At 62.6% G+C, this 17108-nt stretch carries 16 protein-coding genes and 1 pseudogene; 6 read left to right on the forward strand and 11 right to left on the reverse strand.

Annotation, left to right across the window (positions count from 1 at the left end; translation table 11 throughout):
• The 3 genes and pseudogenes from M3I54_RS26530 to M3I54_RS26540 form a co-directional block, all read right to left on the reverse strand.
• Positions 1–317, reverse strand: a pseudogene (locus tag M3I54_RS26530) (NAD(P)(+) transhydrogenase (Re/Si-specific) subunit beta); the annotation flags it as partial.
• Between the two features lie 56 nt (positions 318–373).
• Complete coding sequence (locus M3I54_RS26535) at positions 374–1615, reverse strand: CaiB/BaiF CoA-transferase family protein (protein WP_254341422.1); 1242 nt, start codon at positions 1613–1615, stop codon at positions 374–376.
• A gap of 48 nt (positions 1616–1663) precedes the next feature.
• Positions 1664–2458 carry a crotonase/enoyl-CoA hydratase family protein gene (locus tag M3I54_RS26540; RefSeq protein WP_254341607.1) on the reverse strand — a complete coding sequence of 265 codons (795 nt, stop codon included), beginning with the start codon at positions 2456–2458 and terminating at the stop codon, positions 1664–1666.
• A gap of 220 nt (positions 2459–2678) precedes the next feature.
• Here M3I54_RS26540 and M3I54_RS26545 point away from each other — a divergent pair, with 220 nt between their 5' ends.
• From M3I54_RS26545 to M3I54_RS26565, 5 genes are all read left to right on the forward strand, one after another.
• Complete coding sequence (locus tag M3I54_RS26545; protein WP_254341424.1) at positions 2679–3455, forward strand: enoyl-CoA hydratase; 777 nt, start codon at positions 2679–2681, stop codon at positions 3453–3455.
• A 105-nt stretch (positions 3456–3560) separates the two neighbouring features.
• The gene (locus M3I54_RS26550) at positions 3561–4547 is read left to right on the forward strand and encodes a nitronate monooxygenase family protein (RefSeq protein ID WP_254341430.1); all 987 of its coding nucleotides are present in this window, start codon (positions 3561–3563) and stop codon (positions 4545–4547) included.
• Entirely contained in the window at positions 4544–5740 is a 1197-nt protein-coding gene (locus M3I54_RS26555) for a CaiB/BaiF CoA-transferase family protein (protein ID WP_254341432.1), read from the forward strand. Before M3I54_RS26550 ends, M3I54_RS26555 begins: the two co-directional genes overlap by 4 nt.
• 13 nt (positions 5741–5753) lie before the next feature.
• Positions 5754–7046, forward strand: coding sequence for an acetyl-CoA hydrolase/transferase family protein (locus tag M3I54_RS26560; protein ID WP_254341434.1), 1293 nt, complete (start codon positions 5754–5756; stop codon positions 7044–7046).
• 33 nt (positions 7047–7079) lie between these two features.
• Positions 7080–8276, forward strand: coding sequence for an acetyl-CoA C-acetyltransferase (locus tag M3I54_RS26565; protein ID WP_254341436.1), 1197 nt, complete (start codon positions 7080–7082; stop codon positions 8274–8276).
• Between the two features lie 49 nt (positions 8277–8325).
• On the opposite strand, the gene M3I54_RS26570 is transcribed toward M3I54_RS26565, so the two are convergent.
• On the reverse strand, positions 8326–8496 hold the full coding sequence (locus M3I54_RS26570) for a rubredoxin (protein WP_090870124.1): 171 nt from the start codon (positions 8494–8496) through the stop codon (positions 8326–8328).
• Positions 8497–8529: 33 nt separating this feature from the next.
• Complete coding sequence (locus tag M3I54_RS26575) at positions 8530–9732, reverse strand: cytochrome P450 (protein ID WP_254341438.1); 1203 nt, start codon at positions 9730–9732, stop codon at positions 8530–8532.
• Positions 9733–9886: 154 nt separating this feature from the next.
• Between M3I54_RS26575 and M3I54_RS26580 the strand changes: the two genes are divergently transcribed.
• The gene (locus M3I54_RS26580) at positions 9887–10792 is read left to right on the forward strand and encodes an SDR family NAD(P)-dependent oxidoreductase (RefSeq protein WP_254341440.1); all 906 of its coding nucleotides are present in this window, start codon (positions 9887–9889) and stop codon (positions 10790–10792) included.
• Between the two features lie 75 nt (positions 10793–10867).
• Here M3I54_RS26580 and M3I54_RS26585 read toward each other — a convergent pair whose 3' ends face one another.
• The 6 genes from M3I54_RS26585 to M3I54_RS26610 form a co-directional block, all read right to left on the reverse strand.
• Positions 10868–11689, reverse strand: a complete 822-nt coding sequence (locus M3I54_RS26585; RefSeq protein ID WP_254341443.1) for a CoA ester lyase — start codon at positions 11687–11689, stop codon at positions 10868–10870.
• A 64-nt stretch (positions 11690–11753) separates the two neighbouring features.
• On the reverse strand, positions 11754–12611 hold the full coding sequence (locus M3I54_RS26590; protein ID WP_254341444.1) for a MaoC family dehydratase N-terminal domain-containing protein: 858 nt from the start codon (positions 12609–12611) through the stop codon (positions 11754–11756).
• An 8-nt stretch (positions 12612–12619) separates the two neighbouring features.
• A complete protein-coding gene (locus M3I54_RS26595; RefSeq protein WP_254341446.1) occupies positions 12620–13786 on the reverse strand; it encodes a serine hydrolase in 1167 nt (388 codons plus the stop codon).
• A 38-nt stretch (positions 13787–13824) separates the two neighbouring features.
• A complete protein-coding gene (locus M3I54_RS26600) occupies positions 13825–14010 on the reverse strand; it encodes a hypothetical protein (protein WP_254341448.1) in 186 nt (61 codons plus the stop codon).
• Positions 14007–15608, reverse strand: a complete 1602-nt coding sequence (locus M3I54_RS26605; protein WP_254341451.1) for a GMC family oxidoreductase — start codon at positions 15606–15608, stop codon at positions 14007–14009. Before M3I54_RS26605 ends, M3I54_RS26600 begins: the two co-directional genes overlap by 4 nt.
• A 114-nt stretch (positions 15609–15722) precedes the next feature.
• Complete coding sequence (locus tag M3I54_RS26610) at positions 15723–16967, reverse strand: cytochrome P450 (RefSeq protein WP_309249643.1); 1245 nt, start codon at positions 16965–16967, stop codon at positions 15723–15725.
• Between the last annotated feature and the right edge of the window lie 141 nt (positions 16968–17108).

A 17108-nucleotide genomic window follows, 5' to 3' on the forward strand; every position in this document is an offset into this window, starting at 1 on the left:
GCCGGATTCACCACGTCGTTCGCACCGAGCACGAGCACGACATCGGTCTGGCCGAACTCGTTGTTGATGTCCTCCATCTCGAACACCATGTCGTAGGGCACCTCGGCTTCCGCGAGCAGCACGTTCATGTGGCCCGGCATGCGGCCCGCCACCGGGTGGATCGCGTAGCGCACGTCCACGCCCTTCTCCACGAGCTTGTCGGTAAGCTCCTTCAGCGCATGCTGCGCGCGCGCCACCGCGAGGCCGTAGCCCGGCACGATCACGACGCTTTCCGCATTGCCGAGCATGAACGCGGCATCGTCAGCCGAACCCGACTCGGAAAACCATGAAAAAGCGAGCCCCGAAGGGCTGCGCTTCGCAAGATTCTCGCTTTCTACAGCACTTTCTTTTCGCGCAGGATATCGATTTCCGATTGCGACATGTCCAGCACATCGCGAAGCACCGCGTCCGTATGCTGACCGAGCATCGGCGGCGCTCCGTACGAATCGATAGGCGTGCCCGACATCTTCACCGGATTGGCGACCATACGAACCGCCTCGTCGGTGAGCGGATGCGCGACTTCAACACACATCGCGCGCGCCTGCACATGCGGATCGGCGAACACTTGCTCCAGATTGTTGATCGGCCCCGCCGGCACCCCAGCGGCGTCGAGAGCCGCCAGCAGTTCATCGCTTTGCCATTCGGCGATCAGCGGCTCGAACACTTCGCCAAGCGCGCGACGATTCTTCACTCGCAGTGCAATCTCGCTGAATCGCGGGTCGCCGGCGAGTTCAGGATGCCCGAGGACCTGACACATCCGCGCGTATTGTTCGTTGTTGCCCGCCACGATCATGATGTCGCGATCGGCACAGCGGAACATGCGCGACGGCATGCCGCCGTTCCCCTCTGTACCGCGCCGGCTCGGAACCTGACCTGAAACGAGGTACTGGCTTGCATAGTGCGATGTGGCGGCGATCATCGCGTCCAGCAGCGCCAGGTCGATGTACTGCCCCTCCCCGCTGCCGCCTTGCGCCGCGTCGCGATGATAGAGCGCGGCGATGATCGCGGACGCCGCGTACTGGCCACAAAGGATGTCCGCGAGACTGGGCCCGGTTTTCATCGGTCCGCCGCCCGGCACGTCGTCGCCGTTACCCGTGACGCTCATTAGACCGCCCATCGCCTGGAAAATCGAATCGTATCCGGGGCGCGGACTGTACGGTCCGGTTTGTCCGAACCCCGTTATCGAGCAGTAGATCAGGCGTGGATTGACGAGCTTGAGGCTCTCATAGTCGAGCCCATAGCGCTTGAGGTCGCCGACCTTATAGTTCTCGAGCAATACGTCGCACTGCGCCGCCAGCGAGCGGATCAGCGCCTGGCCGTCGGGCGTCGAAATATCGCATGTGATCGACTTCTTGCCGCGGTTCGCGCTGATAAAGAACGTCGACTCGCGCGTGACCTTGCCCTCCCGATCCATGAGAAACGGAGGGCCGAACTGCCGCGAATCGTCCCCTTTGCCCGGACGCTCTACCTTGATGACCTCCGCGCCGAGATCCGCCAGCATCTGAGCCCCCCAGGGCCCCGCGAGAATGCGGCTCAGGTCGAGTACGCGAACCCCCGTCAACGCGCCTTTTGTCATATCAAACTGTCCTCTTGAATTCATGCCGGCCGCGCCGTAAGCCATGCATCAGCGTCCGACGAACTTCGCCGTGCGTTTTTCGACGAAGGACTGAACGCCTTCCTTTGCGTCTTCCGTGTTGTAGAGAAACTGCTGGGTCGACTGAATCGTCGCGTAGGCATCCTGCCAGCCTTGCCCCAGTGAGACGCGCGCGTTCTGCATCGTGGCCTGAACGGCGAGCGGCGCCTGCGCGGCGATTCGCTCCGCGATAGCGAGCGCCCGGTCGAACTCCTGGCCCGCCGGCACAACGTCCTGCACGAAGTTCATGTGGCGCGCCTCCTCTGCGGTGAACTCGTCGCCGGTGAGCAGCACCTTCATCGCGTTGCCCCAGCCGGCACGCTGGACCATCCGGAACGTCGCACCACAACCTGCCATGATCCCCCGCTTCACTTCAAGCTGGGAGAAACGGCAGTTATCGGCGGCCACGGCCACTTCCGATGCCAGCATCAATTCGACCGCGACCGTAAAGCAGATGCCTTTGAGAGCGATGACGACCGGCTTTGTGCGCAGCGGCGCGCGCAAGTTGAACGGATCGACCTCGCCCTCCGGAAGCAAGGGTTTGCCCTCACGGCGCAACGGCGCGATCTTCGGCATGTCGAGCCCCGCCGTAAAGTGGTCGCCTTCGGCATAGACCAGACCGCAGAACAGATCGCTGCTGTTCTCGAGCCGCGTGTAAGCGGCGGCCAGTTCCTTGAACATCTTCGGCGTAAAGCCGTTGCGCTTTTCCGGCCGGTCGATCCCTATCAAAAGCAGGTTCCCGCGTTGTTCAACGCGAATCTGTCCGTCCTCGTGACGAGTCGTCATGCACTGTCTCCTCGCGGTGTTTTCCGTTAGCAAATCCGACCATGGGCTCAATTGACAAAGCCGGGTCACACATTCAGAATCATAAACGTCGTTCACAAATTTGGCAACGCGCGGCACGACCCGACGCAGTCTGAATGGGGCGCCACAGCCAACGCAACTATGGCCGAGCAGATACCGATGCTGGCTTAAGTGTTCACCCTGATTCCCGCAAGGAAAGACCATGGCCTATGAGACGATCATCGTCGAAATTCACGGCAAGACCGGCTTGATCAAGCTGAACCGTCCGCAAGCCTATAACGCGCTGAACAACCAGCTGATGGACGAGCTGACGGCCGCACTCGACGGCCTCGAAGCCGATCCGGCCATTGGCGCGATCGTGCTCGCCGGCAGTGAAAAGGCGTTCGCCGCCGGAGCCGACATCAAGATGATGGGCGAATGGACGTACATGGACGTCTACAAGAATCAGTTCATCACGTCGAACTGGGAGCGCACCTCGCGTTGCCGCAAACCGGTCATCGCCGCCGTCGCCGGTCTTGCGCTGGGCGGAGGCTGCGAGCTGGCCATGATGTGCGACTTCATTCTGGCCGCCGACAACGCGCGTTTCGCCCTGCCCGAAATCACGCTCGCAACCATTCCCGGCGCTGGCGGCACGCAGCGCCTCACGCGCGTGCTCGGCAAATCGAAGGCGATGGAGATGATCCTCACCGGCCGCAAGATGGACGCTGTCGAAGCCGAACGATGCGGGCTCGTGAGCCGCATCGTTCCCGTCGATACGCTCGTCGGCGAAGCGCTGAAAACAGCCGACGAAATCGCGCGATTCTCGCAACCGGTCGTGGCGATGGCGAAAGAGTGCGTCAACCGTGCCTACGAATCGAGCCTCGCCGAAGGCATCCTGTTCGAGCGGCGCATGGCGTATTCGACTTTCGCCACCGAAGACCGCAAGGAAGGGATGGCAGCCTTCGCCGAAAAACGCAAGCCGCAGTTCCGCGATTGTTGAATCACTGAGAAAAAAGGCCACTTCTGCCGTGGCGAACTGAGCACGCCAGGCCGCGCGTCCAGCGCCCCTCTGGCACACACTTCCTACCCAAACTACGGGCACGCGATGAAACCCTACGTCAATCGCATTACTGAATTACTCGGCATTCAATACCCTATCATTCAAGGCGGCATGCGCTGGGTGGCGCGCGCCGAACTGGCAGCGGCCGTAGGCAACGCGGGCGGTCTTGGCTTCCTCTCCGCGCATACGCATGCAAGCGCCGACGCGCTCGCGCGTGAAATCGACAAAGTGCGTTCGCTCACGGACAAACCGTTCGGTGTGAACCTGACCGTTCTCGGCGCAAATGTCGGCCTCGACTATGACGCGTATGTGCGCACGATCGTTTCGCAGGGTGTGCAGGTCGTGGAAACGGCAGGCAGCAATCCCGCGAAATACATCGCCGAATTCAAGGCGCGCGGCGTCAAGGTCGTCCACAAGTGCGTCACGGTCCGCCACGCGGTGAAGGCCGAATCGCTCGGCGCGGACGCCGTCAGCATCGACGGGTTCGAATGCGCGGGGCACCCGGGCGAAGACGATATCCCGGGACTGATCCTGATTCCCGCCGCCGCCGACAAGCTGAAGGTGCCGATTCTCGCCTCCGGTGGCTTCGCCGATGGGCGCGGTCTGATGGCGGCTCTGGCGCTCGGCGCGGAAGGCATCAATATGGGCACGCGCTTTATGCTCACGCAAGAATCGCAGGTACACCCGGCGATCAAGCAACGTCTGCTGGAAGCGACCGAGCGCGATACGCTGGTGGTCGGCCGCTCGCTCGGCGATTCAAGCCGTGTGATCAAGAATAGCGTGAGCCTCGCCGCGCTCGAACTGGAGCGCAGCGGGCAGGTGACGCATGCCGACCTCTACGCGCTGACCGGAGCTAAGCGTTGGATGGACGCATTCGTCACGGGAGAAGTCGAAGGCGGCGCGTTCCCCGCCGGGATCGTGACCGGTCTCATCCACGACCTGCCTACCTGTGCGGAACTGATCGGACGCATCGTGAAGGAAGCTGCCGCGATCGCGCAACGCCAGCTCGGCTTCGGAGCCGCTCTCGCATGAAACTGACCGGTCTTCGCGTGGTGGATCTGTCACAGTTCATGCCGGGTCCGTTCCTCGCCGGCAACCTCGCGGAACACGGCGCGCACGTCATCAAGATCGAACCGGTCACCGGTGACCCCACACGCGGCGCACCGGGCACGGATGGCGCGTTCTTCGCCGCGATCAACCGCGGCAAGCGCAGCATCGCCCTCGACCTGAAGCATCCCGATGGACGCGAGGCGGCGCTCAAGCTGATGAACGAGGCCGACGTGGTGATCGAATCGTCACGGCCGGGGGTGGCCGCCCGCCTTGGCATCGACTACGACACGGTGAGCCGGACGAACCCGCGACTCGTTTATTGCGCGATGACCGCATTTGGACAGAATGGCCCGCTCTCTCAACTGCCCGCTCATGATCCGGTGATTCAAGCGCTTGCGGGAACGCTGCCGCGCGACAGCCGCGGGATGCCCGTTACCACAGGGCCGTCGCTCGCCGCGCTTGCCGGTTCGTTGACGGCGTTGTCCGCTGTGTTGATGGCACTACTGCGCGCGCGGGAAACGGGGCTCGGCGACTACATCGACATCTCGCTCTTCGATGCGGCGCTCACTGCACAGCCTTATCTGAGTGGCCGCTTGCTCAACACGCCGGACGTTTCATCCGAGGAGACGCCGGATGACGACAGCGGACTCGCACTGCTCAGCAGCTATGAGACTGCCGATTCGAAATGGCTCTGCCTCGGCGGCCGGGAGCGCAGCTTTGCCACTAACCTGCTTACGCCACTCGGCCGCCCTGACCTGGTCGGCGACGCCATCGGTCCGGCCGGCGAAGCTCAGACGCGGGTGTGCGCATTCCTGACGCGTACCTTCCTGACCCGCACGCTCGATGAATGGCTCGACTGGTTCGAGGGCCGAAACATCAGCGTCGCGCCTGTGCTCTCGCTCGCCGAAGCGCTCGACCATCCACATGCGCATGAGCGCGCGATGATTCAAAGCGATCCGTCCGGACGCAAACACGTTGCAAGCCCGATTCATTTCCGCACGGAGCCTGCAGCGCCGCCGCTCGCCGTTCCGCGCCTTGGCCAGCATACGGAAGACGTACTGCGCAGCATCGGATACAGCGAAGAGCGGATCGCGGAACTCATCGCTTCGGGCGCCGTGCGTGGGCAGTACGACGAGACCCATGCCGTTGCGCAAATGACTCAAACTACGCACTGACGCGAACAACATCATGCCCTTACTGCTAGAGGCGGACTCCGTCGACTTCGCATCCGTCGTTCGTTCTGGAGATACCGTTGCGTGGGGTCAATCGAACGCGGAGCCCCTCCCGCTCACGAGAAAGTTGCTAGAGCAACGGCACAGCATTGGCGCATTTCGGATTTTTTTGGGCGCCAGCAGTTTCGACACCTGCCGCCCGGAGCACGCGGACTGCATCGATTTCGTTTCGTACTGTGGCACAGGCGCCAACCGCGCTTTGGCCAAGGCTGGCGCACTCGATATTCTTCCGTGCCACTACTCGCAGTTTCCACAGATGATGGAGTCGGGCCAGTTTCCCATCGACGTCTTGCTGCTGCAGTTGGCGCCGCCCGATTTGCAGGGTCGCTATAGCCTGTCCATTGCGCATGAGTATCTGATTCCGGCACTGAAGCACGCGCGCGTCGTCGTTGCGGAAGTGAATGAGCAGGCGCCCTGGACATACGGCGAGCGCTACCTCCGCGACGACGAGATCGACTTCATCCTGCCGACGTCACGCGTTTTGCCCGAAAGTTCGCCCAGCGCAGCAAGCGCAACGGATCTGGCGATCGCACAGTACACGGCAAGTTTGATCGAAGACGGCGCCACGATTCAACTCGGTCTCGGCGCGATTCCAGAGGCGATCCTTGCGTGCCTCACCGATCGTCGAGACCTCGGCATTCATTCCGGCACGATCGGAGACCAAGTCGCCGATCTCATGCAAAGCGGCGTGATCAACAATGCGCGCAAGACCATCGACATGGGCAAGACCATTGCCGGCGTGATGATGGGCGGCCGTCGCATTCACGAGTTCGCGCACCGCAACGACGCCATCGAGTTTCGTTCGACCCGCTACACGCACGACCCGCACGTGCTCGCGAGCATCGATCGCTTCGTCGCCATCAACTCGGCGGTCGAAGTCGATCTGAGCGGGCAGATCAACGCCGAAATTGCCGGGGGAGTATACGTGGGAGCGGTGGGCGGCGCACTGGACTTCCTGCGCGGCGCGCGGCGCTCCCGTGGCGGCGTTCCCGTCATCGCACTGCCCTCCACGGCGGGTAAAGGCGCCTCGCGCATTGTCGCGTCGTTGAACGGCCCGGTCAGCACGCCGCGCAGCGACGCGGGCATCGTCGTGACGGAATATGGCGTAGCCGACCTGCGCGGACTGACGTTGCGCCAACGGCGCGAGTGCATGCTGACAATCGCGCATCCGGACCATCGTGGCGCGCTCGATCAGATGGCGGGCGCCCGGCCGTCCAATCGCTCCGGTAATGCGACGCTCGTCGCCTGAATCAGAACCTCGAAACCCTGCAAGGAAATTTCCATGAAACGCGCAGCCATTGTCTCCCCCGTACGAACGCCCGTCGGCACCTTTGGCGGTAGCCTGCGCGGCGTCTCCGTCGAAGAACTCGGCGCACTCGTTGCGAACGAAACGATCCGGCGAGCGGGCCTCGATCCCGCTCGCATCGACGACGTCGTGTTCGCACAATCGTATGCGAACAGCGAAACGCCCTGCGTGGGCCGCTGGATCGCGCTGCAGGCGGGCCTGCCCGTGGAAGTGCCGGGCATGCAACTGGACCGCCGCTGCGGCGGCGGCCTGCAGGCGCTCGCCACCGCAGCGATGATGGTGCAGACCGGCGCCGCCGAGGTGGTGCTGGCCGGCGGCGTGGAAAGCATGAGCAACATCGAGTACTACAGCACGGACATGCGCTGGGGCGCCCGTTCGGGCTCCGTCCAGTTTCACGACCGTCTCGCACGCGGCCGCGAGCGCTCGCAGCCCGAATCTCGCTTCGGCTATATCTCCGGCATGATCGAGACGGCGGAAAATCTCGCCACCGACTACGGCATCAGCCGCGAGGCCGCCGACGAATTCGCGTTGCGCAGCCATCAGCGCGCGGCGGCGGCGTGGGAGTCGGGCCGCATGGCCGAAGAAGTCGTTGCGGTCAGCGTTCCCCAGAAGAAGGGCGAACCGCTCCTCTTCTCCAAGGACGAAGGATTCCGTGCGGACGCCAGCATGGAAAGTCTCGGCAAGCTTCGCGCGTTGATGCCGGGCGGCACGGTTACCGCAGGCAACTCCAGCCAGCAGAACGACGCCGCAGCCGCTTGCCTCGTCGTCGCGGAAGACCGCCTCGAAGCACTCGGCCTCGAACCCATCGCCTGGCTGACGGGCTGGGCCGCCGCCGGCTGCGAGCCGTCACGCATGGGCATCGGACCCGTGCCTGCGGTCCAGAAGCTCATGGCGCGCACCGGCCTCTCGCTCGATCAGATGGATCTCGTCGAAGTGAACGAAGCGTTCGCATGCCAGGTGCTGGCAGTCCTCAAAGGCTGGAACTGGCACGATACCGACCGGCTCAACGTGAACGGCTCCGGCATCTCGCTCGGCCACCCGATTGGCGCAACGGGCGTACGGATCATGACAACGCTCTTGCACGAACTGACGCGCCGAAAGGGGCGTTATGCGCTCGAGACCATGTGCATCGGCGGTGGCCAGGGTATCGCCGCCGTATTCGAGCGCGCTTGACTCTGGGTGACGAAGCGCACGGCCTGGCGCCGTGCACGTGCCCAAACCCTCAGGCCTCCACCTCGACCATCACGAAGTCGGCCTTGGTCGCGCCGCACTCGGGGCATGCCCAATCATCCGGGATGTCTTCCCAGCGGGTGCCGGGCGCGACGCCCTCCGCCGGAAGTCCCGCTGCTTCGTCGTAGTAAAACCCGCAAAAAATGCATTGCCACTTTTTCATGATCGCTCTATGAGTCGTTGAGGTGGGGTTGTTTCAGGGCGCTACGTCCCAGGCGAGCGGCAGATAGAGCATGCCGTTGACGGAGCCCGAGCCGCACCGTGGCTTGTCGTTCTCGCGAATGCGGAAATCGGGAATGCGTTTGAGCCATTCCTGCAGGAACACCTTGATCTCCGTGCGCGCGAGAAACGAGCCCGGGCAGCGATGCGGCCCGTTGCCGAAAGCCGCGTGCATCACCGGCTTGCGCGTAAGGTCGACGGCAAGCGGGTTGCCGAACTTGCGGTCGTCGAGACCGAACAGAGAGTTCGGCAACTGGATCTGGTCACCCTTTTTGAACTGGATGCCTTTGTATTCCATGTCCTGAGTAATGAGCCGCGCGGTATTCGCCACGCCAAAGCGCCGGATCAATTCGTCGACCGACGACACCATCAGTTCCGGATTCTCGATGAGCTGCTGCCGGTGCGCCGGATTCTCGGCGAGAAAACGTGCGATGAAACCCATCATCGAGGCGACGGTATCCAGTCCGCCGAACAGCACGACGATGAACATGCCGAACATGCGCTCGGGGCTGATCGGCTTGCCATCGATCTGCGCGTTGACGATCAGGCTCACCAGATCGCCGCCCGCCTCCGCCTTGCGCTTTTCCACCCAGGAGGCGATATAGCCGCCGAGGCGGTGCTGGGATTCGATGCGCTCTTCGAGATTGCCGCGTACGGCCCACTCCGCCCATTCGAGCAACTGCTCGCGATCGCTCAACGGAAGATCCGCGAGACGCAGAAAAATCACGATCGGCAGGATCTTCGAGAACTCCGAAACGAACTCGCATTCGCCTCGCGGCGCGATCTTTTCGATCAACTCGATTGCGAGGCTGCGTACGTCGCTCTCGAGCGATGCGATTGCCTGCGGAAGAAAGGCCGGCGTGATCAGGTTGCGGTACGCAGTGTGCTCAGGCGGGTCGAGTTCGAGCGGCACGAGCCGCGACTCGTTGAGCGGCGGAATGTTGACGCTTTGATGCGAGAAGCGCGTATGGTCCTTCTGCATCGCCTCGATATCTTCGCCTCGCGTGGCGATCCAGTGGCCGCCATAGTAAGGGGACCATACGATGTCGGGCCCCGCGTGCAGCGACTTCCATGCCAGATGAACATCGTCTTGTGCGCCAGGCGGGTTCATATAGTCGAAATCGACCACGAGTTCTTGCGGAACATGGTCCGGCACATTCCAGCCTTTCGTATGATTCATCTTGCGTCTCCTTTCATTTCGTCGTCTTCGAATGGATGAATCGCCGCACTCTGCGTCAACGTGATAGCGTTCATATTATGCAACGTCGTTCAGTTTTGATATTATACCGAGGCGAGCTTTTCTACATCAACGCCTGTATCGAACGGAGACAAGAGTGAGCGATTTCGTCAAGGACAAGGTGGTAGTGGTAACGGGTGCGGGTGCCGGCATCGGGCGCGATTTCGCGCTGCAATTCGCGGCGAACGGCGCCAAGGTCGTCGTCAACGACCTCGGTCGCAACGCCGAAACCGGCGAATTCGCCGCACAGCGCGTTGTCGCGGAGATCAAGGAGGCCGGCGGACAAGCGGTTGCCTCGACGGACAGCGTCGCCGAATGGGATTCGGCGCAGAAGATCGTGCAGGCCGCGCTGGACACGTTCGGCCGCATCGACTGTGTGGTCAACAACGCCGGCATCGTACGTGACCGCATGTTCTTCAACATGAGCCTCGACGAGTGGAAGGCCGTAGTCGACGTCCACCTGAACGGGTCGTTTTTCGTGGCGCGTGCTGCGGCTCCGCATTTCAAGGCGCAAAACGGCGGCAGCTTCGTTCATATGACCTCCACGTCGGGTCTGATCGGCAATATCGGGCAAGCCAACTACTCGGCCGCCAAGATGGGTGTCGTCGGTCTGTCGAAGTCGATCGCCCTCGACATGGCCAAATTCAACGTGCGCTCTAACTGCATCGCGCCGTGGGCATGGACCGCGATGACGGCCTCGATTCCCTCGGAAACGCCCGAACAAAAGGCGCGCGTCGAGATTCTCAAGCGCATGGAATCGCGCAAGGTCGCGCCGCTCGCCGTGTACCTCGCCTCCGACCAGGCCGCCAAGGTTTCGGGTCAGATCTTCGGTGTGCGCGCCAACGAAATCTATTTCTTCAACCAGATCCGCATGATCCGCTCGCTGCATCGCGACGGCGGCTGGACGCCCGAAGCGATTGCCGAGCAGGTCATGCCGGCGTTCGAATCGAGCTTCTTCCCGAACGTGCCTTCCATGACGCTCACGCCGTGGGATCCGGTGTAAGCAAAGTCGGACCACGCCCGCGCCACATCATGCGGTGGCGGCGCGGGCGGTGCAGCGGTCGCCCCGCCGCACCTCTTACCCTTCGACTGAACCGCGCACGCTTTCAGTCAAACCGACGATACGTCTTGCCTTGAGCAAGACCGGCAAGTCCACCATCCTTCCATCCACGGACACGGCCCCGCCTTCAGCGCGCTCATACGCCTCGACGATTCGCCGCGCCTTGGCAATTTCGACTGCGCTCGGGCTGAACGCCGCATTGACCGCTTCAACCTGGCGCGGATGAATGCACAGCTTGCCGCCGAAACCCAGCGATCGCGCCTTCGACGAGTCATCCGTGAGCTGCTGCTGGTCATCGATCGCCACGGTTACGCCATCCACCGGAGACTGAATTCCGGCTACACGCGAGGCCAGCACGATGCGCGAACGCGCGTGCAGCAACGCGTCCCATGAACCGTCGCAATCCAGATCGAGCTCGAAATCCACGGAGCCGAAAATGAGGCGCTCGACACCGCGCATACGCGCCACATCCAGCGCGTTCCAGACGCCCACGGCGGATTCGATGATCGGCCAGACGGGCTTCGCCGTCGCGGCTGCGACGGCAGTCAACGCCGCCGAATTCTCCGCCTTGGGCAACACGATGCCGTCGATACCCTCGGACGCCGCAAGTGAGAGGTCCTCCTCGAACCACTGCGTTCCAGCACCGTTGACGCGCAATAGCACGCGAACTGGTGAGGCCAAAAATGTTCGCGCCGCATCGGCGACATGAGCGCGCGCGGATGCTTTTTCCGCGTCCGCCACGGCATCTTCAAGGTCCACGATCACCGCATCGGCGCCTGCCGCGAGCGCCTTGGCGAATCGCTCGGGCTTGCTTCCCGGCACAAAAAGAAACGAACGCATAATTCTCCAGTTCAGAGCCCGGGCCGCCTGCGATCAAACATGTTGGCAGACCGGATTCAACAAATCAGGCGAGCATGGCCGATGCTTCCATGCGCAACGATCGGTCGCTGCCCGAAATCCACAAAATCACCTTGCCCGGGTCCGATTCATCCCGCTTCCCGCAGACATAGAAAGGTGACGTGTCCAGAACGGGCTTGATCGCGCGGAACGAAAACGATCCCACCCGAGCACCCGGAAATTCGGATCTCAGCGAGTCCATGAGTAGCGTGGCAAGCAGCGGACCGTGCACGACGAGCCCCTCATACCCCTCTTCGCCGCTCGCATATGGCCGATCGTAGTGAATGCGATGACCGTTCATGGTAAGCGCCGAATATCGAAACAGCAGCACGGGATCGGGAATGACCTCGCGTGCCCATTGAGCGTCTGCGGGCGCGGCCTGTGACGCGGCCGGCCTTTCGCTTGCAGCGGGATGGTCGCGATACACGATATCCTGGCGTTCGACGATCGAGAGGCCGACCGCGTCACTGACCTCGTGCTTGACCTTGACGAACACGAGATCACCGGTACGCCCCTGCTTATGCGCAACGCTCTCGATGCGCGATAGACGCGTGATCGCGCTGCCGGCCTTCAGCGGCCGCAGAAACTCGAGTTGGCTGCCCGCCCACATGCGACGAGGCAAGTCGACAGGCGGGAGAAAACCTCCACGCTTCGGATGGCCGTCCGACCCAACCATCGACTGACGATGAACCGGCAGAAAATAAAGCCAATGCCACAACGGCGGCAGGTCATCGCCAGGTGCTGCGGGTGGGTCGTCGCGGTCAAGCATGGCGCTGAGCGCCGCCATCGGCGTGAGGGTGACCTGGTCCTCCACTTGCTCCGTGCGACCTGACCATTGCTGCAAATGCGCGATATCCGTGACCATTTCGGCGATCACTCCAGATCCAGCGCGTCGCGAATCGCAACGGCGATCGGAAGAAGTGGGTCTTCTTCCGGCGTGGTCGGGTTGAACAGCTTGTTATGGCAGATTGCCACCGCGAGCCCCGTATCCGGGTCTGCCCAGCCGATCGAATTGCCCTGGCCAGGATGGCACAACGCGCGCGGCGAACGTGCCGCCGTAACCGGCGGATGGTTGCCGCCAAACCAGAAGCCACCGATCGTGATCGGGATCGGAAAGCCGAACATCACTGGGTCCGGCTCTTCGCTGTTGGCGCGCGGCGTATTGAGCGTGGCCACGAGTTCCTTCGAGAGTATCCTCACGCCGTCCAACTCGCCGCCGCATGCCAGCATCGCCCAGAAACGCGCTTCACTACGCGCATTGAAGATGCCGCCAACACCCGCCACTTCCGCGCGCCGCACGTCCGGGCGCTCGAACACCTGTGGCGTCAATGCGACCTGTTGCGGCATCGAGCGCAGAAACAGGGGCGGCAGGTATTCCGCAGGTACCGGCACCATCGCATCGGTGAGACGTGCGATGCGAGGTTCCACTTCGTCAGGAATGCCAATCCACAAATCGGCGATATCGAGCGGATTCGCAATCTCTTCCTGGACAAAACGGCCCAGTGAGCGTTTCTTCGGATCGGCGCGCCGCACCAGCTCACCAACGATCCAGCCGAACGTCATCGAGAGGTAAAGCGTCTTCGTACCAGGCTCGGCGAGTGGTTCCAGGTTCGCGATGGCGCGCGTCATCCATTGCCAGTCGCACATCAGTTCCGGTGTCACGCCTTCCGGCATCTGCGGCACGCACGCGCGGTGAGTCAGGACATCGCGCACCGTCGTTCTATCCTTCCCGTGTGCAACGTACTCTGGCCAATAGCGCGTCACCGGCGCATCGTATTCGATGAGCCCGCGGTCCGCCAGGATATGCAGCGCGGTTGCCGCGACCGCCTTCGTCACCGAATAGACGTTGAAGAGCGTGTCGCCGTCAACGGGGCGCCCAGTGGACGGATCGGCCAGGCCGCTCCATGCGTCTATCACGAGCTTGCCGTTCAGATAGGCCGCCACCTGCACGCCGATCTCACCACCTTCCCGCGTGGCGCGGTCGAGCGCTTGCTGGACAAGCGCATTTCGCTCGGATAATGCTTGCACTGCGAGGTTCATATCGTGTCTCCCATTCGTGAACATGTCGCTTCGACGGGCTATGTCTTGCCAGACTGCACGGCAACACCGGCAAGCCCTTCAAGCGCGAGCCCGTAGCCCAGTTCGTCGACCATGCGACGCTTGAACGGCCCGCCATTCGTGTGCAGGCGCACCTGTAGAACGCCATCGCGTTGCTCGAATTCGATGTTTATAAAGCGCCCGCCATAGTCTTCAAGACGGCTCATCGTGCGTCCTCAAGGATCAGGCCGGCGGCGCGCCACGCCATTGCCATCATGGGGCCATTGGTGTTGCCGGAAATCATCGTGGGGGTCACGGAGAGATCCATTACGCGCAGGCCTTCAACGCCCCGCACGCGCAGCCGCGAGTCGAGCACGGCAAGCGGATCGGAGCCCATCTTGCAGGTGCCACAAGCGTGATAGCCGGACTGGCCCTCTCGGCGGTAGAGGTCGAGAATCTCAGCGTCGGTCTGAACGGCAGGGCCTGGACGCGTCTCTCCTTCCAGCAGGCTCGCGAGCGGCTCAGCGGCCAGCACGTTGCGCATGAGCCGGAATGCGTTGACGGCCATCCGCTGGTCGTACGGGTCGGCAAGGTAATTCGCGACGACTTCGGGCGGCACGCGATTATCCGCGGACTGAATCTTGACATGTCCCTCGCTGCGCGGACGCAGTGGATAGCTGAAGAGCTGCATGCCAGGGAACGTCTCGAAGGCATAGCTGGCGGCGCCGAAATCCATCGAGTACGGCGCCATCATCAGTTGGACGTCCGGACGCTTCGCATCGGGAGCGGTCTTCACGAAGCCACCCACCTGATACGAGCCGAGCGACATCACCCCACGGCGGAACAGGAAATACTGCATCGCGTTGCGCCATAGACGCAGGCCGCTGAACTGCCGGTTCTGCGAATCGTGCCAATGCTGCAGGCGCGCCTGCACCATATACAGATAGTGCTCGCGCATGTTGAGTCCAACACCCCGACTTGCCGCCACGACCGGAATGCCAAGCGACTGCAGATGATCGGGATCGCCAATGCCCGATAACTGTAAAAGCCGCGGCGACTCGATCGCTCCAGCCGATAGCACGACTTCGCGGCGCGCGCGGTAAGCGATCTGCTGCCCTGCGCTTTCGCATTGCACGCCGGCTGCGCGCGTACCGTCAAACACGATGCGCGCGGCCTGCGTCGCAGTGACGACCGTGAGGTTCTTGCGCGAACGAGCGGGTTTCAGAAATGCGTCGGCCGAGCTTTGCCGCTGCCCGTTGCGTATCGTGTAGATCAGATAGGCCATGCCCTCGTGATCGAGCCGGTTGATGTCCTCCACGCGCCGAATGCCAAGCGACCGGCACGCCTCGAGAACAGCGTCGCCAATTCGGTTGCGCTGCGCATATGGCGAGACTTTCAGTGGACCGCCCGAACCCCGCAGCTCGTCGGCGCCGAGCGCGTGATCCTCGATCTGCCTGAAGCACGGCGCCAGGTTCTGCCAGCTCCAGCCCTCCACGCCCAGCTCGCTCCATCCGTCGTAGTCCACAGGATGTCCGCGCATGTACACCATGCCGTTGATGCTGCTCGAACCTCCGAGCATCTTGCCGCGAAGCCAGATTTCATTGCGGTGCCCGTTGCCGTCGTCGGGCTGTACGGGGATGAACCAGGCGTGAGCCGGATCGCCCAGCAGCTTTCCGAATCCCTTGGGCATCCGGATCAGGGGACTGCGGTCCTCGGGTCCTGCTTCGATGAGCAGCACCGTATGGCGCCCGCTTTGCGAAAGACGGTTGGCGAGCACGCAACCCGCAGCGCCCGCGCCAACCACGACATAGTCAAACTCCGTCATCAATGCGTTCTCCACCGTCCGTGCGAGCTGGGCAACTCAACGCACGAGTTGCCCAGCGACGCTTGCCTTGTCGGTCGGCCTCGTGCACAGCACTTGAGGCCGGCTTTGTTCTGGTTAGCCGAAGACGACGGGAATCGAATGCGGAACGCGCATCATGATGCCGTTGATCTGCGGAGCCGGCGCGTCCGGATCGAGGCGAAGATTGGGCAGGCGGTCGAGAATCGCGTTGAGCGCACGCGTCATCTCCACGCGCGCGAGGTGTTGACCAATGCACACGTGAGGGCCGTACGCAAACGCGAAATGCCGGTGAGCCGGTTTGCGATAGATGTCGAACTTGTCCGGATCGGGGAAGCGGCTGGGATCGCGATTGGCGCTGCCCGCCAACACATCGAGAAATGCGCCCGCGGGAATCTCGACACCACCGAGCGTGACGTCACGCGCCGCCAAGCGCGACTGCATCAACACGGGGCCGTCCCAGCGCAGGGCCTCTTCGATCGCCTGCGCGACCAGCGTTCGATCGTTGCGCACCGCTTCGAGTTGCGCGGGATCGCGCAGCAGCGCGAGCAGCAACACGCTGGTTGCGCGATAGGTGGTGTCGCCGCCCGCATTCACGAGTTGGCGCAGGAACGAAATAACGACCTCGTCCGGCAGCAATTCGCCATCGACTTCCGCGGTGGCCAGCACGCTGACGAGATCGTCGCCGGGCTTGCTGCGGCGCGCCTCGACGAGTTGCGCGAAATAGGCGCCCAGCTTCGTCGACGCCTCCACGCCGTGCGCCACGTCGATCGAGACCAGGGTCTGTGCGATCGCCAGTTTGTGGAAGATCTTCACGTCTTGCGGCGGCAACGCCAGCTGGCGGTAGATGATATTGAATGGATAGTGGAGCGTGAACTCGTTGACGAGATCCGCATGCCCGCGATCCACGAACTTCGACATCAGTTCGCTCACGACAGGATCGACCAGCGTATCGCCCCAGGCGGCTACGGTGTGCGGCAAAAACGCCTTCTGGAAGATGCGGCGGTAGCGCGGGTGCTCGGGCGCGTCCATCGTCGAAATGCTGCGTCCGAAGCTGATGCCGATATTGCGCTCATAAGACTTGTTCGAGAACGTGGCCGGATCGCCCAGCACCTGCGATACCTCGTCGTAGCCGAATACGCAGTAGTGCGCGACATCGGACATCGTCAGATCTGCCGCACCGCCCATCAGCACACGATAGTCCCCCTCCTGCACCGCGCCCTTTTCGCGCATCTCGGCAATGCGCGGATATGGGTTGGCATCGGCTCCGTAAGCGAGCGAATCCTCGAAAAAGGGGTTGAACGTCGGATCGTCGAAGTCTTCAAGTCGCAGCGCGCCAGCCATGGTTCCAGTCTCCATTAGTCGTTCGTTTGCCGGTACCCAGCCTTGCCGAAAGTACCTATAGTTGAACTATGTTCGCTTTTGCACGATTGTGCAAGAACGTTCTATCATTCGCGTATAGGGGCCGCCGGCGCGTGGCCGGTT

This window comes from Paraburkholderia sp. CNPSo 3274 (genome assembly GCF_024206475.1).
Classification (GTDB): domain Bacteria; phylum Pseudomonadota; class Gammaproteobacteria; order Burkholderiales; family Burkholderiaceae; genus Paraburkholderia.

Excerpts from the sequence above, each read along its gene's own strand:
- M3I54_RS26610 (WP_309249643.1), bottom strand. The coding sequence starts at position 16,967 with ATGGCTGGCGCGCTGCGACTTGAAGACTTCGACGATCCGACGTTCAAC.
- M3I54_RS26550 (WP_254341430.1), top strand. The coding sequence starts at position 3,561 with ATGAAACCCTACGTCAATCGCATTACTGAATTACTCGGCATTCAATAC.
- M3I54_RS26595 (WP_254341446.1), bottom strand. The coding sequence starts at position 13,786 with ATGAACCTCGCAGTGCAAGCATTATCCGAGCGAAATGCGCTTGTCCAG.
- M3I54_RS26585 (WP_254341443.1), bottom strand. The coding sequence starts at position 11,689 with ATGCGTTCGTTTCTTTTTGTGCCGGGAAGCAAGCCCGAGCGATTCGCC.
- M3I54_RS26575 (WP_254341438.1), bottom strand. The coding sequence starts at position 9,732 with ATGAATCATACGAAAGGCTGGAATGTGCCGGACCATGTTCCGCAAGAA.
- M3I54_RS26605 (WP_254341451.1), bottom strand. The coding sequence starts at position 15,608 with ATGACGGAGTTTGACTATGTCGTGGTTGGCGCGGGCGCTGCGGGTTGC.
- M3I54_RS26560 (WP_254341434.1), top strand. The coding sequence starts at position 5,754 with ATGCCCTTACTGCTAGAGGCGGACTCCGTCGACTTCGCATCCGTCGTT.
- M3I54_RS26540 (WP_254341607.1), bottom strand. The coding sequence starts at position 2,458 with ATGACGACTCGTCACGAGGACGGACAGATTCGCGTTGAACAACGCGGG.
- M3I54_RS26600 (WP_254341448.1), bottom strand. The coding sequence starts at position 14,010 with ATGAGCCGTCTTGAAGACTATGGCGGGCGCTTTATAAACATCGAATTC.
- M3I54_RS26590 (WP_254341444.1), bottom strand. The coding sequence starts at position 12,611 with ATGGTCACGGATATCGCGCATTTGCAGCAATGGTCAGGTCGCACGGAG.
- M3I54_RS26570 (WP_090870124.1), bottom strand. The coding sequence starts at position 8,496 with ATGAAAAAGTGGCAATGCATTTTTTGCGGGTTTTACTACGACGAAGCA.
- M3I54_RS26555 (WP_254341432.1), top strand. The coding sequence starts at position 4,544 with ATGAAACTGACCGGTCTTCGCGTGGTGGATCTGTCACAGTTCATGCCG.
- M3I54_RS26565 (WP_254341436.1), top strand. The coding sequence starts at position 7,080 with ATGAAACGCGCAGCCATTGTCTCCCCCGTACGAACGCCCGTCGGCACC.
- M3I54_RS26535 (WP_254341422.1), bottom strand. The coding sequence starts at position 1,615 with ATGACAAAAGGCGCGTTGACGGGGGTTCGCGTACTCGACCTGAGCCGC.
- M3I54_RS26545 (WP_254341424.1), top strand. The coding sequence starts at position 2,679 with ATGGCCTATGAGACGATCATCGTCGAAATTCACGGCAAGACCGGCTTG.